The organism is Pseudomonas sp. FSL R10-0399 (genome assembly GCF_009600165.1).
Taxonomy (GTDB): Bacteria; Pseudomonadota; Gammaproteobacteria; order Pseudomonadales; family Pseudomonadaceae; genus Aquipseudomonas; species Aquipseudomonas helleri.
In genome coordinates this window covers 41825-58490 of record NZ_WIWK01000026.1, presented here as the reverse complement: position 1 = coordinate 58490, position 16666 = coordinate 41825, and the positions used below count along the sequence as shown (strand labels likewise).

Genomic DNA, 16666 nt, shown 5'->3' with positions numbered 1-16666 from the left:
ACTCGAACTTCCACGGCCTTGCGGCCACCAGCACCTGAAGCTGGCGTGTCTACCAATTTCACCATCTGGGCAGTATCAGCAACGTTGCCGCTGTTGATGTGGCGCACTATACGGAGAGCTATTTGATCTGTAAACCCCTGTTTTGGTTTATAAATCAAAAATCTTTGTGAAACCCCCAAATGCAAAAAACCCGCTTTCGCGGGTTTTGTGTGAGATGCAAGATTGTACTAATCTCACTCTCTAAATTGGTGCCCAGAAGAAGACTCGAACTTCCACGGCCTTGCGGCCACCAGCACCTGAAGCTGGCGTGTCTACCAATTTCACCATCTGGGCAGTATCTGCAACGTCGCCGTTGTCGATGGCGCGCACTATACGGATGCCCCTTTGACCTGTAAAGCGTTGTGATTAAAAATATTCAAAATATTTCGCGGGCGGTGTGTTTGAGCCCGCCAGGCGCGTCAGAACCGGCTAATAAGGCACTGCTAGAGTCCGAAATTTCCCGTTTCAATACGCGTATGCCAAACTAACCGCATATAGACAAGGTGAAAACTATCTAATGGCCGATTGGCAGACCCTCGATCCCGAGGCCGCACGTGAAGCGGAAAAATACGAAAACCCTATCCCAAGTCGCGAACTGATCCTTCAGCATCTGGCTGAACGCGGTTCGCCTGCTGCTCGTGAGCAGTTGGTCGCAGAGTTTGGGCTCACGACCGAAGACCAAATTGAAGCCCTGCGTCGCCGCCTGCGTGCGATGGAGCGCGATGCTCAACTGATTTACACCCGCCGTGGCACGTACGCACCGGTAGACAAGCTCGACCTGATCCTGGGCCGCATCAGCGGTCACCGTGATGGCTTCGGCTTTTTGGTGCCGGACGATGGCAGCGATGACCTGTTCCTGAGCCCGGCGCAAATGCGTCTGGTGTTCGATGGCGACCGTGCGCTGGCCCGTGTTTCGGGTCTGGACCGCCGTGGCCGTCGTGAAGGCGTGATCGTTGAAGTGGTGTCGCGTGCTCACGAAACCATCGTGGGTCGTTACTTCGAAGAAGGCGGCATCGGCTTTGTAGTGGCCGATAACCCGAAAATCCAGCAGGAAGTGCTGGTGACTCCGGGCCGCAATGCGGGCGCGAAGATCGGGCAGTTCGTTGAAGTGAAGATCACTCACTGGCCGACCCCGCGCTTCCAGCCGCAGGGTGATGTGCTTGAAGTGGTGGGCAACTACATGGCGCCCGGCATGGAAATCGACATCGCGCTGCGCACCTACGACATTCCTCATGTCTGGCCGGAGGCTGTGCTTAAAGAAGCCGCCAAGCTCAAGCCAGAAGTTGAAGAGAAAGACAAAGAGAAGCGCATCGACCTGCGTCATCTGCCGTTCGTCACCATTGACGGCGAAGATGCCCGCGACTTCGATGACGCCGTGTATTGCGAAGCCAAGTCCGGCAAGCTGCGCTTGTTCGGTGGCGGCTGGAAGCTCTACGTGGCCATTGCCGACGTATCCAGCTACGTGAAAATTGGTTCGGCGCTGGACGCTGAAGCCCAAGTGCGTGGCAACTCGGTGTACTTCCCGGAGCGCGTGATTCCCATGCTGCCCGAGGAGTTGTCCAACGGCCTGTGCTCCCTGAACCCTAAAGTCGACCGTTTGGCCATGGTGTGCGAGATGACCATCTCCAAAACCGGCGAAATGACCGACTATCAGTTCTACGAGGCGGTGATTCACTCACAGGCGCGTCTGACCTACAACAAGGTCAGCACCATCCTTGAGCACCCGAAAACCAACGACGCCAAGCAACTGCGCAGCGAATACGCTGATGTGGTGCCGCACCTCAAGCAACTGTACGCACTGTACAAAGTGCTGCTGGGCGCTCGTCATACCCGTGGCGCGATTGATTTTGAAACCCAGGAAACCCGGATCATCTTCGGTTCCGAGCGCAAAATCGCTGAAATTCGCCCAACCACGCGTAATGACGCGCACAAGCTGATCGAAGAGTGCATGCTGGCGGCCAACGTGGCCACCGCTGAGTTCCTCAAGAAGCACGAAATCCCGGCCCTGTACCGTGTGCACGACGGCCCGCCGCCTGAGCGTCTGGAAAAACTCCGCGCGTTCCTCGGTGAGTTGGGTCTGAGCCTGCACAAAGGTAAGGATGGCCCTTCGCCGAAGGACTATCAGGCCTTGCTTGAGCACATCAAGGATCGCCCCGATTACCACCTGATCCAGACCGTGATGCTGCGCTCGTTGAGCCAGGCGGTGTACAGCGCTGATAACCAGGGCCACTTCGGCCTGAACTACGAGGCCTATACCCACTTCACTTCGCCGATCCGTCGTTACCCGGACTTGCTCACGCATCGGGCGATTCGCAGCGTTATCCACTCCAAGCAGGATACCCCGCACGTTCTGCGTGCTGGCGCGATGACCATCCCGAAAGCGCGCATTTACCCGTACGACGAAGCGATTCTGGAGCAGCTCGGCGAGCAATGCTCGATGAGCGAGCGCCGTGCCGATGAAGCCACGCGTGACGTGACCAACTGGCTCAAGTGCGAGTTCATGAAGGACCGCGTAGGCGAGACGTTCCCGGGTGTGGTGACGGCAGTTACCGGTTTTGGCCTGTTCGTTGAACTGACCGACATTTATGTTGAAGGTCTGGTCCACGTGACCGCCTTGCCGGGCGACTACTACCACTTTGATCCTGTGCATCACCGCCTGGCGGGCGAGCGCACCGGTCGCAGCTTCCGCTTGGGTGACACGGTTGAAGTGCGCGTCATGCGGGTTGATCTGGACGAGCGCAAAATCGACTTCGAAATGGCTGAGAAAACCCTCAGCGCGCCGATTGGTCGTAAAAACCGCACCGACGAAAAGCCTGTGCGCAAAAACGCGGGTAAGTCCGGGACCAAGCCGACTGAGCCGCCACCGGTTGAAGCGGCTAAACCCGCTCGCCGCAGCGCGCCAGCCAAAACCGTGAAAGCGTCTGACGGCGCTTATCGCTCCAGCGACGCGGCGGCCAATAACGCCGAAGTGCGTAAAAGCCGCGAAGTGAAAAAGGCGCTGTTGGCCGATGCGAAAAGCGGCGGTCGAGCATCGGAGTCGGGAAAGTCGGGGAGGGCAGCACCCGCTAAAGACGCGGGCAAGCCTTCCAAACCCAGCAAACATCGTAAAGGCCCGCCAAAATCGGGCGCTGCGCCTGCCAGCAAAAGCGGCGGGTCGCGCAAACCTAAGGCCAAGTCATGAGTCAGTTGGAAAAAATCTACGGCATTCACGCCGTAGAAGCGTTGCTTCGTCACCACCCAAAACGCGTCAAGCACATCTGGTTGGCTGAAAGCCGCAACGATCCTCGCGTCCAGACCCTGGTCGCGCTGGCTGCTGAAAACCGGATCGACGTCGGTCAGGCCGAGCGCCGTGAAATGGACGCCTGGGTTGAAGGCGTGCACCAGGGCGTTGTGGCGGATGTGAGCCCGAGCCAGGTGTGGGGCGAGGCCATGCTCAACGAATTGTTGGATCGCACCGAAGGTGCTCCGCTGATTCTGGTGCTGGATGGCGTGACAGACCCGCACAACCTGGGTGCTTGCCTGCGTACCGCCGATGCGGCCGGTGCACTGGCGGTTATCGTGCCTAAAGACAAGTCGGCAACGCTGACCCCAACGGTACGAAAAGTAGCCTGCGGTGCGGCGGAAGTGATTCCTTTGGTGGCTGTGACCAACCTGGCCGCGACGCTTAAAAAGCTGCAACAGCGTGGCTTGTGGATCGTCGGTACGGCGGGCGAAGCCGAGCAGGAACTGTACGAGCAAGACCTGACCGGCCCGACCATCATGATCATGGGTGCTGAAGGCAAAGGCATGCGCCGCCTGACCCGCGAGCATTGTGACTACCTGGTGCGCCTGCCGATGGCGGGCAGCGTCAGCAGCCTGAACGTCTCGGTAGCGACCGGCGTTTGCCTGTTCGAAGCCCTGCGTCAGCGCAGCGTCAAAGCCAAGGCTCCTGCCAAAAAGAAATAACCCACACCCGCCCTCAACGGTAGGAGCGAGCTTGCCTCGCGATCTTGTAAAGATCAAAAGATCGCGAGGCAAGCTCGCTCCTACGGTTATGGGGGGCGTTTGAATTGTTCAAATAATCACCAATCACCTTGCGTCGCTCTTGTCCCTTCTCTACAATTGCGCCCCTTGCCATCATGGCGGGCGCATATGTGCCTCTCTAGGCAAGACACACAAGTGTCATTCACTCCTTGTCTGACCGCTTTAAGTTAGCGGCAGGCTACAACCCGTAAGGAGCATTCATGCGTCATTACGAAATCATCTTTTTGGTCCACCCGGATCAAAGCGAACAAGTCGGCGGCATGGTAGAGCGTTACACCAAGCTGATCGAAGAAGACGGCGGCAAAATCCACCGTCTGGAAGATTGGGGCCGTCGTCAACTGGCCTACGCAATCAACAATGTTCACAAGGCTCACTACGTGATGCTGAACGTTGAGTGCACTGGCAAAGCCCTGGCTGAGCTGGAAGACAACTTCCGTTACAACGATGCTGTGATCCGTAACCTGGTCATCCGTCGCGACGAAGCCGTAACTGGCCAGTCCGAGATGCTCAAGGCTGAAGAGAACCGCAGTGAGCGCCGTGAGCGTCGTGACCGTCCTGAGCATTCTGACAGCGCCGATGGCGATGACAGCGATAACAGCGACGCCAGCGATAACGCTGACGAGTAATCCACGGACCTTTTGAGGAGCCAATTACATGGCACGTTTCTTCCGTCGTCGTAAATTCTGCCGCTTCACCGCAGAAGAAGTGAAAGAGATCGATTACAAAGATCTCAACACTCTGAAAGCTTACGTATCCGAGACCGGCAAAATTGTTCCAAGCCGCATCACCGGTACTAAAGCTCGTTATCAGCGTCAGCTGGCCACCGCTATCAAGCGCGCCCGCTTCCTGGCCCTGCTGGCCTACACCGACAGCCACGGCCGCTGAGACCGGGCAGTCGACAGGTAGTAAAGGATTGAATGCATGCGTGCCCTAGCTGAGTTCATCATGCGAGGCCGTGTGCAGGCCACGTTAATCGTGGCCGGATGTGCGGCATTGCCGTTTTTGTTCTGGTTGAGTGCTGCTGCAGGTTGCCTTGTGCTCCTGCGGCGCGGTCCGAGAGATGCCTTGAGCATCCTCTCATGGGCTTTACTGCCGGCCTTGGCCTGGTGGTTTATGGGCGAACCCCGCACCTTGATGGTGCTGTTGGGAACCCTGGGATTGGCGATGCTCTTGCGCGCCGGTCAGCCCTGGTACCGCGTGCTGCTGGTCAGCGTAGCGTTGGGTGTGGTGTATGGCGTGGTTCTGGGCACGGTTTTCCGCGAACCCATTGGTGCGATGGCGCAGGAGTTGGAAAAACTTCTGCCGCAGATCCTCAGTGGTCTCTACGACAAGTTATCTGACGTAGAGCGAGCGCGCCTCGGAGCACTGATTGCACCCGTCCTCACCGGTTTGATTGCAGCTTTGATGCAGGTCGTCAGCGTGCTGAGCCTGATTCTTGGGCGTTACTGGCAAGCGCTGTTGTACAACCCGGGCGGTTTTGCCAGCGAATTTCGCAGCATCCGCCTACCGCTGGGACCAGCGCTATTGTTGCTGGCGTGCATGCTTGTAGGGCCGAACTTCGGTCCGCAAATGGCCATGCTAACGCCGTTGTGCAGCGTAGCGTTGTTCTTCGCCGGCCTGGCCCTGATACACGGGCTGGTAGCGAAAAAGCGACTGGCCAAGTTTTGGCTGGTGGGGTTGTACGTCACGCTGCTGCTGTTCATGCAGCTGATCTATCCGTTGCTCGTGGTCTTGGCCATTGTCGACAGCCTGATTGATTTTCGCGGACGTCTGGCGCCGAAAGACGCTGATAAAGGCTCTGCGGACGGTGAAGGTTAAAAGTTAAGAGGATTTTCACATGCAACTGATCCTTCTGGAAAAAGTCGCAAACCTGGGCAACCTGGGCGACAAAGTAAATGTTAAGGCCGGCTACGGTCGTAACTACCTGCTGCCGTACGGCAAAGCTACCGCTGCAACCGCTGCCAACCTGGCTGCGTTTGAAGAGCGTCGCGCTGAGCTGGAAAAAGCAGCAGCTGACAAGAAAGCTTCGGCCGAAACTCGTGCTGCTCAACTGGGCGAGCTGGAAGTGACTATCACTGCCACCGCCGGTGACGAAGGCAAGCTGTTCGGTTCGATCGGTACTCACGACATCGCTGATGCACTGACCGCCTCTGGCGTTGAAGTTGCAAAAAGCGAAGTTCGTCTGCCGAACGGCACTATCCGCAACGTTGGCGAATTCGACGTGGCTGTGCACCTGCACGCCGAAGTTGAAGCAACCGTACGCGTTGTTGTGGTAGCTGCTTAAGCAGTCTTAACTGACTGGCACCGTGTGTGCTGGACGGTTAACATCGGGCACGATCCTGTTTACAGGTCGTGCCCTTTGTCTTTCTGCTGATCCTGATTTTCACCCCAAACTGACACGTGGCCATGAACGATATTTCCGCTCCTGAGCAATACGACCTGCAAACCGCAGCCCTGAAGGTGCCGCCGCACTCCATCGAGGCCGAACAGGCTGTGCTCGGTGGTCTGATGCTGGACAACAACGCCTGGGAACGCGTGTTGGATCAGGTCTCGGACGGCGATTTTTATCGGCATGACCATCGCCTGATTTTCCGTGCCATCGCCAAACTGGCCGACCAGAACTCACCCATTGACGTCGTGACCCTTGCCGAGCAATTGGACAAGGAAGGTCAGACCTCGCAAGTCGGTGGTCTGGGTTACCTGGGCGAACTGGCGAAGAACACCCCGTCGGTGGCGAACATCAAGGCCTACGCCCAGATCGTTCGTCAGCGTGCGACGTTGCGCCAACTGATCGGCATCAGCACTGAAATTGCCGACAGCGCCTTCAACCCGGAAGGCCGCACCGCAGAAGAGATCCTCGACGAAGCTGAACGGCAGATCTTTGCGATTGCCGAGGCCCGGCCGAAAACCGGCGGCCCGGTGAGCGTCAACGACCTGTTGACCAAAGCCATCGACCGTATCGACACCCTGTTTAATACCGACGAAGCCATTACCGGCTTGTCCACCGGCTACACCGACCTCGACAACATGACCAGCGGCTTGCAGCCAGCCGACTTGATCATCGTCGCGGGCCGTCCCTCGATGGGTAAAACCACCTTCGCCATGAACCTGGTTGAGAACGCCGTGTTGCGCAGCGACAAGGCGGTACTGGTTTACTCGCTTGAGATGCCAGGTGAATCGCTGATCATGCGTATGCTCTCGTCGCTTGGGCGTATCGATCAGAGCAAGGTGCGTGCGGGTCGCCTCGAAGATGACGACTGGCCACGCCTGACCTCGGCGGTCAACCTGCTCAACGATCGCAAGCTGTTCATCGACGACACGGCCGGTATCAGCCCGTCCGAGATGCGTGCGCGTACCCGGCGCCTGGTGCGTGAGCACGGCGAGATTGGCATGATCATGATCGACTACCTGCAGTTGATGCAGATCCCGGGTTCGGGCGGCGATAACCGGACCAACGAGATTTCTGAAATTTCGCGGTCCCTGAAAGCGCTGGCCAAGGAATTCAACTGCCCGGTCATTGCCCTGTCGCAGCTCAACCGTTCCCTGGAACAACGGCCCAACAAGCGCCCGATCAACTCCGACTTGCGTGAATCCGGAGCCATCGAGCAGGACGCCGACGTCATCATGTTCGTGTATCGGGACGAGGTGTATCACCCCGAAACCGAGCACAAGGGCGTTGCTGAAATCATCATTGGCAAGCAGCGTAACGGCCCGATCGGCACGGCGCGTTTGGCGTTTATCGGCAAATACACGCGCTTCGAAAACCTCGCGCCGGGCAGTTACAACTTCGACGACGAGTAACCAGTAGCCCGCTGTCAGCAACGCCCGCCATTGGCTCCTGCTACAGCTGGCCTTACACTTGCCAATTCCGACCGCCGCCGTCGGAATTGGTCATTTTTTGTGCTATATTCCGCGCCCGCGAATTTCTCAGTAAATGTCGCGCCCTTTTTTTGCACTCAACACCGGTCATCGACATGCAAGCAGCGAAGCCAATTTTTGACTATCCGAAGTACTGGGCCGAATGTTTCGGGCCAGCGCCATTCCTGCCCATGAGCAGGGAGGAGATGGATCAGCTTGGCTGGGATTCATGCGACATCATCATCGTGACCGGTGATGCGTATGTCGATCACCCGTCGTTTGGCATGGCCATCATCGGCCGCTTGCTGGAGTCCCAGGGTTTCCGTGTGGGCATCATTGCCCAGCCGAACTGGCAGTCCAAAGACGACTTCATGAAGCTGGGCGAGCCGAACCTGTTTTTCGGCGTCGCGGCCGGCAACATGGACTCGATGATCAACCGCTACACCGCCGACAAAAAAGTCCGTTCCGATGACGCCTACACCCCCGGTGGCATGGCTGGCAAACGTCCGGACCGCGCGAGCCTGGTGTACAGCCAGCGCTGTAAAGAAGCCTACAAAAATGTACCGATTGTGCTTGGTGGCATCGAGGCCTCCCTGCGCCGCATTGCCCATTACGACTACTGGCAAGACCGCGTACGCAACTCGATCCTGATCGACGCCTGCGCCGACATCCTGCTGTACGGCAACGCCGAGCGGGCCATTGTCGAAGTCGCCCAGCGCCTGTCCTATGGCCACAAGATCGAAGACATCACCGATGTGCGCGGTACCGCGTTCATTCGCCGTGACACGCCTAAAGACTGGTACGAAGTGGACTCCACGCGTATCGACCGTCCGGGCAAGATCGACAAGATCATCAACCCGTACGTGAACACCCAGGACACTCAGGCCTGCGCCATCGAGCAAGAAAAAGGCCCGGTTGAAGACCCGAACGAAGCCAAGGTGGTGCAGATCCTGGCCAGCCCGCGCATGACCCGCGACAAGACGGTGATTCGCTTGCCGTCCGTTGAAAAGGTACGTGCTGACGCGGTGCTGTACGCTCACGCCAACCGCGTGCTTCACCTCGAAACCAACCCGGGCAACGCCCGTGCGCTGGTGCAGAAGCATGGCGAAGTGGACGTGTGGTTCAACCCGCCTCCGATTCCGATGACCACCGAAGAGATGGACTACGTGTTTGGCATGCCTTACGCGCGTATTCCGCACCCGGCCTACGGCAAGGAAAAAATCCCGGCCTACGACATGATCCGTTTCTCGGTGAACATCATGCGTGGCTGCTTTGGTGGCTGCACCTTCTGCTCGATTACCGAGCACGAAGGCCGGATCATCCAGAACCGTTCCGAAGAGTCGATCATTCGCGAAATCGAAGAGATCCGCGACAAGGTGCCGGGTTTCACCGGCGTCATTTCCGACCTCGGCGGCCCGACCGCGAACATGTACCGCATCGCCTGCAAGAGCCCGGAAATCGAATCCGCGTGCCGCAAGCCGTCGTGCGTGTTCCCGGGCATCTGCCCGAACCTGAACACCGACCACTCGTCGCTGATCCAGCTGTACCGCAGCGCCCGTGCCCTGCCGGGCGTGAAGAAGATCCTGATCGCTTCCGGCCTGCGTTATGACCTCGCGGTCGAGTCGCCGGAGTACGTTAAAGAGCTGGTGACCCACCACGTGGGCGGTTACCTGAAGATCGCCCCGGAACACACCGAGGAAGGTCCGCTCAACCAGATGATGAAGCCGGGCATTGGCACTTATGACCGCTTCAAGCGCATGTTCGAGAAGTACACCAAGGAAGCAGGCAAAGAGCAGTACCTGATCCCGTACTTCATTGCGGCGCACCCTGGCACCACTGACGAAGACATGATGAACCTGGCGCTGTGGCTCAAGGGCAACGGCTTCCGGGCTGACCAAGTGCAGGCGTTCTACCCGTCGCCCATGGCCACGGCCACGGCGATGTACCACTCGGGCAAGAACCCGCTGCGCAAGGTCACTTGCAAGAGTGACGGCGTGACCATCGTCAAGAGCGAAGAGCAGCGTCGTCTGCACAAGGCGTTCTTGCGTTATCACGACCCTAAAGGCTGGCCGATGCTGCGTGAGGCGCTGACCCGCATGGGCCGTGCTGACTTGATCGGCTCGGGCAAGGATCAACTGATCCCGCTGCATCAGCCAGCGACCGACAGCTACCAGAGCGCACGCCGTAAAAACTCGACGCCGGCTGGCAGTCACAAGGTTGCCGGTGGCAAGACCACCAAGATCTTGACGCAACACACCGGCTTGCCGCCGCGTGCCAGCGATGGTGGCAATCCGTGGGACAAGCGTGAAGAGGCCAAGGCTGCGGCGTTTGCCCGTAATAAACAAGCGGCCAAAGAGCGTCAGGAAGCCGCCAAGGGCGGGAAAGGCAAGAAGCCTGTGCGCAAGCCCGTAGTCCCGCGCTAAAAGCCTGCGTAGGCCCGAGCTTGTCTCGCGATCTTTTGAGCTTTAAAAGATCGCGAGGCAAGCTCGCTCCTACAGATAAGTGCACGGCCTACACCAACGCCAGCCTTCGGGCTGGCGTTGTGCATTCTGGGGTGTGGGGTTATGCGTGGGGGGCTGGGGTTTGTGTGGCGTCTGCGTCTTCTTGCGCGACGTCGTGTTCTGCATCAACGTCTTGATCGTTCTCTACAGGAGTGCCTTCTGCTGCGGCTTTTTTGCGCGCGAGCTTTTCCTCTTTCTTCTGCTCTTTAGCCAGGTCTCGTTGACGTTTGGCGAAGTTATAGTTGGGTTTGGCCATGAGCGATCCTCTTGGGGTCGAAGGTGAGGTTGAGCGGCGCGTATTCTGCCCTGTATTAGTGCCTTGCCGTTAGCTGGGTTTTTGCCATCAGGCTGTTTGCGCGCAAAACACGACTCTACACCCAGATGCCGATTAAACCCCGAAAAAGCCCAAAATGGCTTAAGGATGCTGGTCTTACGTTCGTTTGCCTGATAGAAGGTCATGACAAAAAACGTCAGGACGTGACGTGGGTCATTGGAACAACGCCCGTTTTCGTGCATCCTGTATACAAATTATGGATTTTTTGTACCCTACCTTGGAGAAAAACCATGTTTGCAAAAGTTGTTGCGGTATCTCTTTTGACCTTGGCCAGCGGCCAATTGTTAGCAGCTGAGTGCAAGGTCACCGTTGATTCGACCGACCAAATGTCGTTCAACACCAAAGCTATCGAGATCGACAAGTCCTGCAAAACCTTCACCGTAGAGCTGACACACTCCGGTAGCTTGCCAAAAGCAGTCATGGGCCATAACTGGGTACTGAGTAAAGAAGCCGATATGCAGCCTATCTCTACTGATGGTCTGAGCGCGGGTATCGACAAAGACTATCTGAAGGATGGCGACACGCGCATCATCGCGCACACCAAGGTGATTGGCGCTGGCGAAACCGACTCCGTGACCTTTGATGTCTCCAAGCTCAAAGCGGACGAGAAGTACGGGTTCTTCTGCTCGTTCCCGGGCCATATCTCGATGATGAAAGGCACCGTCACGCTGAAATAAGCGCAGGTCCCTCAAACAGCCCTGACGTGCGTTGCGCCGTCGGGGCTGTTTGCATTCAGGCTCAGGCTTTTGAGTCGGTCATCTTGAAAATGCCCTGGGCGTTGCTGCTGTCGAAATTCAGGTCGATGCGGCCGTTGTCCGGGTCGACCTTGCGCTGAATAAACTCGACAAACGAGCCCGGCACTTGATGCTCGCGGCACTGGCCTTGGGCATCGATCAGCTCGCGGGTGACGGTGCAGGCGCGGTAGGCCGTCTGCATGACTCGCCCCGAAGCTGACACCTCAATGCTGTCTTTCATTGGCCGCTGCAACTCGCGCTGCCGGGCGACGCAGGCGTTCAGGTCCTGCACGCGGTCGGTCAAATGGTTGAAGCTGTTGCCCTCGGTGGCGATCCAGGCCATTTCTGCGCTTTCGTTGAGCAAGCACTGGTAGTCCGCTGCGTGGACCACGCCGTGTTGGCGGCCAAAGGCGCGGTGCAAGGCGGGCAACAGCGTGCGGGCCTCGCTCAGGCTGCAATGGCGGGTCAGGCTCAGGCGGTTGAGCAGGTTCAGGTGTTCAGGCTGCAGCGGGTCGAGGCTTGAGCCGACCACGCGAGTGACGGCGTGCTGAAAGGCCTCGCTGAAGCGCCCGGGGTGCAGCTCCGAGACAAAAAACTGGGCAATGTCTTCAGGCAGGTCCATTTGGCGATAGCCCCAGCCGGTCATGTTCAGTTTGGTCAGCGGGTAGGTGCGCACATCGGTAAAGCCCAGCGGCTCCAGCAAACGTGCAAACGCCTGACGGCCGCGTGGCAATTGACCGTTAATGGGCCAGTCCACTGTGCGAATGGCGCCGTGATCAAACACCACCTTGCGCCCTTGCCGGGCTTGTTCTTCGACATACCGTCGGCCATCTGGCACGGCGTTGACCAAGGTGTGGAACAAACACAGGTTCAGCGCTTGCGCGAGCCATACGCGGTGCAGCGACTGTTCGCTCCAGTTAAAGCGCTGCAAGGCAGGGGGCACCTCGACATGCTCGCGCAACCAGTGAGCGGTTGGCTGATCGAGTGCCGATTCAACCAAAGAGAACAAACCATCGAAAGAAGACATGGGGCAGGGCTCTGACGACCAAATAGAGGTCTATCAAAGCCGCTGAGCCCCGTGCGGACAAGCGAAAAAAAATGCGGGGTTCATTCCGTTTTTTCTGGCTGTGGCGCAGACAGGTCTGCGCGGCCTTTTGATGATAAAACCTGCCCGTCAAAATCTTCATCTAGCCGTTATAACGTAACGAGTAAGATGACGCGACCGGAGTATTCGAGTGCGTGGAAGGTGTATGGACAGACGTAGCGTGGTGAAATTTCTCTTGGCCGGGTTGGCATTGCCGACGCCACTTATAGCGTATGCCTCACAAGCAGTGCGGCGTGTGAGTGTCAGTCGGGTGCAAGGTTCGACCACGCTGCTGTTTGACCTCAGCGGGCCAGTCATCGCCAACAGCTTTACCCTCGAGTCGCCGCCCCGCGTGGTGATTGACCTCAAACGCGCGGTGTTGGCAGCACCCTTGGAAGGGCTGGTGCTGGACGGCACGCCTGTCACCGCCATCCGCAGCGGCAAAACCCCGGCGGGTGATCTGCGCATCGTACTGGACCTGGCAGATGCCGGTGTGCGCGCTGCGCTCAGGCCCCTGTCGGCCAATGGCCACCGCCTGGAGCTACAACTGACGGGCCAGCCGGCGAAAGCAGTTGCCTCATCAGCTGTCACGCCAAGCGCCCCCGAACGCCCGGTAGCCAAGCGCAATAGGGACCTGCTTGTGGTCATTGATGCTGGCCACGGTGGCAAAGACCCCGGCGCGGTGGGTTCCAAGGGTGAACAAGAGAAGATCGTTGCGCTGCAAATCGCCAAGCTGCTGGCCAAGCGTATCGACGCGCAAAAGGGCTACAAGGCCAAGCTGGTGCGTACCGATGACATCTTTATTCCGCTGCGCAAGCGTGCCGAAGTGGCCCAGAAGCTCGATGCCGATCTGTTTATCTCCGTGCATGCGGATGCGGCGCCGAGGTTGACGGCGTCAGGTGCGTCGGTCTTTGCGCTCTCGCAAAACGGGGCGACGTCTTCGATGGCGCGCTGGATGGCGGATCGTGAAAACGACGCCGATTCGGTGGGCGGCGGCTTAAACGTCAAGCTGCACAAGGACGACCCGATGGTGGCGGGCGTGCTGCTGGACATGTCGATGAACGCGACCATCTCCACCAGCCTGGACCTGGGGCATCAGGTGCTGTCACAACTGGGCGGCGTTGCACGGCTGCATCAATCCAGGGTTGAGCAGGCCGGGTTTGCCGTGCTCAAGTCGGCGGCGGTGCCGTCGATTCTGGTGGAGACCGGGTTCATTTCCAACGTCAACGATTGCCAGCGGCTGCATGACACCCGCCACCAACGCAAAATTGCCGAGGCGATCTTTGCCGGGGTAGACCAGTACTTCCGTCAGCGCCCGCCCGCTGACAGCCTGATCGCGGCCAAGGTCAGAAACGAGTCTGCCTGAGCCCGCAAACGGGTCACGCTTCGATAGAGGAGTGATGGCCCGTAATCAGCCACACGTCATTGATGCGTTCGAAGGTGAACAGGAACCGCGCCGGTACCAGGCGCTGTTCGTTGTTTGCCCGGTAGGCAAAGGTGTAAAGGCCGCCCACGACCACGGTGCCGAGTTTGCGGCTGACGCGCTTTTTGAACACCTGGATGTCACACACCAGCCCCTCATTGGCCAAAAAGTTCTCGAAATAGTTACGGCGGCTGTCGTCGCAATCACGCACCTGATTGGACAAAGTCGGCACCAGGATGGCGTCGGGGGCATACAGCGCGAGGATTTGTTCGACGTCACGGGTGGCAATGGTTGCAGCCCAGCGGAAGAGGGCGGCTTTGGCACCTACGAGGCATGCCAGTTCGGTATCGGCAAACGGTTCGTTGGCTGGCGGTGAGGAAGGGGCTTGGCTCATCAAGGCTGACCTATGGGGGTTCTAAAGTGCGGAAACGCCCCCATGCTACAGCATTGTTGTTACTTTATAACGTGCAAGTTACAAGTTGTTTCTGAGACGCGCAGGTGGCGATGAATGCATCGCCGCCTGCGCAGCCAGGCCTCACGGCGCGAACGGCATCTCGCGCTTGTGGTGGGTCTTCTCATAGGTGCTGCAGATGATATTGAACGCCTCTTCGCGCACCGGCTCGCCGTGCAGGAACGCGTCAATCTCGGCATAGGTCACGCCATGGGAGACTTCGTCGGGTTTGCCCGGCGCGAGGTCTTCCAGGTCAGCGGTAGGGACTTTCTCGACCAGAAACTCTGGTGCACCCAAGTGACGGGCAATGGCCCGGACCTGGTGCTTTACCAGCCCGCTGAGCGGGGCAAGGTCGCACGAGCCATCGCCAAACTTGGTGAAAAAGCCCATCACGGCTTCGGCGGCGTGGTCGGTGCCGATCACCAGCCCGCCCGTGGCGCCAGCGATGGTGTATTGCGCCACCATGCGCATCCGCGCCTTGGTGTTGCCCAGCACAAAGTCCACGGTTTCTGGCTTTTTGCCTTCAAACGCGCTGACCTCAGCGGCCAGGGCTTTGACTGCCGGGCCGATGTTCACGGTCTGGCGCTCATCGGGGTTGATAAAGTCGACGGCCGCGGTGGCATCGGCTTCGTCTTGCTGCACGCCGTAGGGCAGGCGCACGGCAATAAAGCGGTATGCCTGATCGCCGGTCTGTTCGCGCAGCTGCTGCACGGCCTTCTGAGCCAGCAAGCCTGCGGTCAACGAGTCGACGCCGCCGCTGATGCCCAGCACCAGGGTCTTGAGCCTGGCGTTGTGCAGGCAGCACTGAATAAAGGTGATGCGCCGTGCAATCTCGGACTCAAGCGCGGCAGTGTCTTTAAACGGCGGTTGGACATTGAGATCTTCAGCAATCTGACGCTGTACGGCCTGCATGATTCACTCCTTGGAGGATTGTTCAGGAACATTGAAAACGTGGCGCAAATAGGCGGCGAAGTTTGGATCAGAGCAATGGGTCTTGCCCGGCTCATCCGAAATCTTGGCGACGGGTGAGCCATTACAGGCGGTCATTTTAAGCACGATGCTCATCGGCTCAACACCCGGAATGTCGCAGGTCAGGTTAGTCCCGATGCCGAAGCTGACGTTGATACGGCCACGCAACGCCCGGAAAATCTCCAGTGCGCGGGGTAACGTCAGGCTGTCGGAAAACACCAGGGTCTTGCTCATCGGGTCGATGCCCAGGTGATGGTAATGCGCAATGCATTTTTCGGCCCACACCACCGGGTCACCCGAGTCGTGGCGCAAACCGTCGAACAGTTTGGCGAAGTACAGATCAAAGTCGGCCAAAAAGGCGTCGGTGGTGATGCAGTCGGTCAGGGCGATGCCCAGCAGGCCCCGGTACTCACGCACCCAGCAATCGAGCGCGGCGCTTTGGCTGTCGATCAGGCGCGGGCCCAGTTGTTGGTGCGCCATGATCCATTCGTGGGCCATGGTGCCCAGCGGCTTCATGTCCAGCTCGCGGGACAGGTTGACGTTGCTGGTGCCGACAAAGCGCCCGGGGAAGTCATGCTTGAGCACCGTGACGACTTCTTCCTGCACCCGGTAAGAAAACCGGCGACGCGTGCCGAAATCGGCGACTTGCAACTCAGCCAGTTCGTCGGCATTGGCGTTGGCTTGCAGCCAGTCAAACTTGCGATACAACTGCTCGCGGGCCTCTCGCAGCAGCGTGCCGGCATAGCGTGAGCGGTTGCGCACTTCACTGACAATCGCCAGCAGCGGCACTTCAAACAGAATCACATGCAGCCACGGGCCGCGCAGGCGGATAAACAGCTCGCCGTTTTCGATGCCGGTGTGCACGTAGCGCAGGTTGAAGCGGAACAGGCCCAGAAAGCGGATGAAGTCGGGCTTCATAAACGTGATGCGTTCCAGAAAGCCGAGCTGGTCCGGGGTCATGCTCAGTTCGGCGAGGCGTTCGATCTGGTGGCGAATCTCGCTCAAGTACGGGCGCAGGTCCTCGCTGTTACGACAGCGGAACTCCCATTCGACTTCAACGTTGGGGTAGTTGTGCAGCACCGCCTGCATCATGGTCAATTTGTAGAAGTCGGTGTCGAGCAAGTTCTGCACGATGCGGTCGGCAAACACACTCTCGCTCATAGCGGCAATCTCCATGCTGCCCGTGCCTGATAGCCACGGCGTTCAGCTTTTTCAATGAATGGCGATAGTGGCGCATATTCGCAGACCGT

The 16666-nt window shown here is 58.5% G+C and carries 15 protein-coding genes and 1 tRNA gene; 10 read left to right on the top strand and 6 right to left on the bottom strand.

The annotated features are described in order from the left end of the window. Positions 1-246: 246 nt before the first annotated feature. Positions 247-333 (bottom strand) — tRNA-Leu (locus GHO41_RS10285). Between the two features lie 223 nt (positions 334-556). On the opposite strand from GHO41_RS10285, the gene rnr reads away from it, so the two are divergent. The 8 genes from rnr to GHO41_RS10245 all read left to right on the top strand — a co-directional run bounded on the left by rnr (position 557) and on the right by GHO41_RS10245 (position 10343). Further along, the gene (gene rnr / locus GHO41_RS10280; RefSeq protein ID WP_048385283.1) at positions 557-3220 is read left to right on the top strand and encodes a ribonuclease R; all 2664 of its coding nucleotides are present in this window, start codon (positions 557-559) and stop codon (positions 3218-3220) included. After that, positions 3217-3984, top strand: coding sequence for a 23S rRNA (guanosine(2251)-2'-O)-methyltransferase RlmB (rlmB, locus tag GHO41_RS10275; RefSeq protein ID WP_048366586.1), 768 nt, complete (start codon positions 3217-3219; stop codon positions 3982-3984). Before rnr ends, rlmB begins: the two co-directional genes overlap by 4 nt. A 278-nt stretch (positions 3985-4262) precedes the next feature. Beyond that, the gene (gene rpsF / locus GHO41_RS10270; RefSeq protein WP_003439045.1) at positions 4263-4688 is read left to right on the top strand and encodes a 30S ribosomal protein S6; all 426 of its coding nucleotides are present in this window, start codon (positions 4263-4265) and stop codon (positions 4686-4688) included. 28 nt (positions 4689-4716) lie between these two features. Further along, entirely contained in the window at positions 4717-4947 is a 231-nt protein-coding gene (gene rpsR / locus GHO41_RS10265; RefSeq protein ID WP_003171373.1) for a 30S ribosomal protein S18, read from the top strand. Positions 4948-4983: 36 nt separating this feature from the next. Then, positions 4984-5880, top strand: coding sequence for a hypothetical protein (locus GHO41_RS10260; RefSeq protein WP_048366585.1), 897 nt, complete (start codon positions 4984-4986; stop codon positions 5878-5880). A gap of 19 nt (positions 5881-5899) precedes the next feature. Continuing rightward, positions 5900-6346 (top strand): 50S ribosomal protein L9, encoded by a 447-nt coding sequence (rplI, locus tag GHO41_RS10255; RefSeq protein ID WP_048366584.1) that lies wholly within the window; start codon positions 5900-5902, stop codon positions 6344-6346. Positions 6347-6468: 122 nt separating this feature from the next. Beyond that, positions 6469-7863: a replicative DNA helicase gene (gene dnaB, locus GHO41_RS10250; RefSeq protein ID WP_048366583.1), complete on the top strand. Its 1395-nt coding sequence runs from the start codon at positions 6469-6471 to the stop codon at positions 7861-7863. Between the two features lie 173 nt (positions 7864-8036). Then, positions 8037-10343 (top strand): YgiQ family radical SAM protein, encoded by a 2307-nt coding sequence (locus GHO41_RS10245; RefSeq protein ID WP_153433482.1) that lies wholly within the window; start codon positions 8037-8039, stop codon positions 10341-10343. A 139-nt stretch (positions 10344-10482) separates the two neighbouring features. Here the strand turns inward: GHO41_RS10245 and GHO41_RS10240 are convergent, their stop codons facing one another. After that, on the bottom strand, positions 10483-10677 hold the full coding sequence (locus tag GHO41_RS10240) for a hypothetical protein (RefSeq protein WP_048366580.1): 195 nt from the start codon (positions 10675-10677) through the stop codon (positions 10483-10485). Between the two features lie 308 nt (positions 10678-10985). On the opposite strand from GHO41_RS10240, the gene azu reads away from it, so the two are divergent. Continuing rightward, a complete protein-coding gene (azu, locus tag GHO41_RS10235; RefSeq protein ID WP_048366579.1) occupies positions 10986-11432 on the top strand; it encodes an azurin in 447 nt (148 codons plus the stop codon). Between the two features lie 61 nt (positions 11433-11493). Here the strand turns inward: azu and GHO41_RS10230 are convergent, their stop codons facing one another. After that, positions 11494-12516: a DUF1338 domain-containing protein gene (locus tag GHO41_RS10230; RefSeq protein WP_153433481.1), complete on the bottom strand. Its 1023-nt coding sequence runs from the start codon at positions 12514-12516 to the stop codon at positions 11494-11496. A 223-nt stretch (positions 12517-12739) separates the two neighbouring features. On the opposite strand from GHO41_RS10230, the gene GHO41_RS10225 reads away from it, so the two are divergent. After that, positions 12740-13939 (top strand): N-acetylmuramoyl-L-alanine amidase, encoded by a 1200-nt coding sequence (locus GHO41_RS10225; protein WP_153392558.1) that lies wholly within the window; start codon positions 12740-12742, stop codon positions 13937-13939. A 13-nt stretch (positions 13940-13952) separates the two neighbouring features. Here GHO41_RS10225 and GHO41_RS10220 read toward each other — a convergent pair whose 3' ends face one another. The 3 genes from GHO41_RS10220 to pncB all read right to left on the bottom strand — a co-directional run bounded on the left by GHO41_RS10220 (position 13953) and on the right by pncB (position 16577). Beyond that, positions 13953-14390, bottom strand: coding sequence for a DUF4440 domain-containing protein (locus tag GHO41_RS10220; RefSeq protein WP_048366576.1), 438 nt, complete (start codon positions 14388-14390; stop codon positions 13953-13955). A gap of 141 nt (positions 14391-14531) precedes the next feature. Continuing rightward, positions 14532-15359 (bottom strand): ammonia-dependent NAD(+) synthetase, encoded by an 828-nt coding sequence (gene nadE / locus GHO41_RS10215; RefSeq protein WP_048366575.1) that lies wholly within the window; start codon positions 15357-15359, stop codon positions 14532-14534. A 3-nt stretch (positions 15360-15362) separates the two neighbouring features. Further along, the gene (pncB, locus tag GHO41_RS10210; RefSeq protein ID WP_153328482.1) at positions 15363-16577 is read right to left on the bottom strand and encodes a nicotinate phosphoribosyltransferase; all 1215 of its coding nucleotides are present in this window, start codon (positions 16575-16577) and stop codon (positions 15363-15365) included. Positions 16578-16666 lie beyond the last annotated feature (89 nt).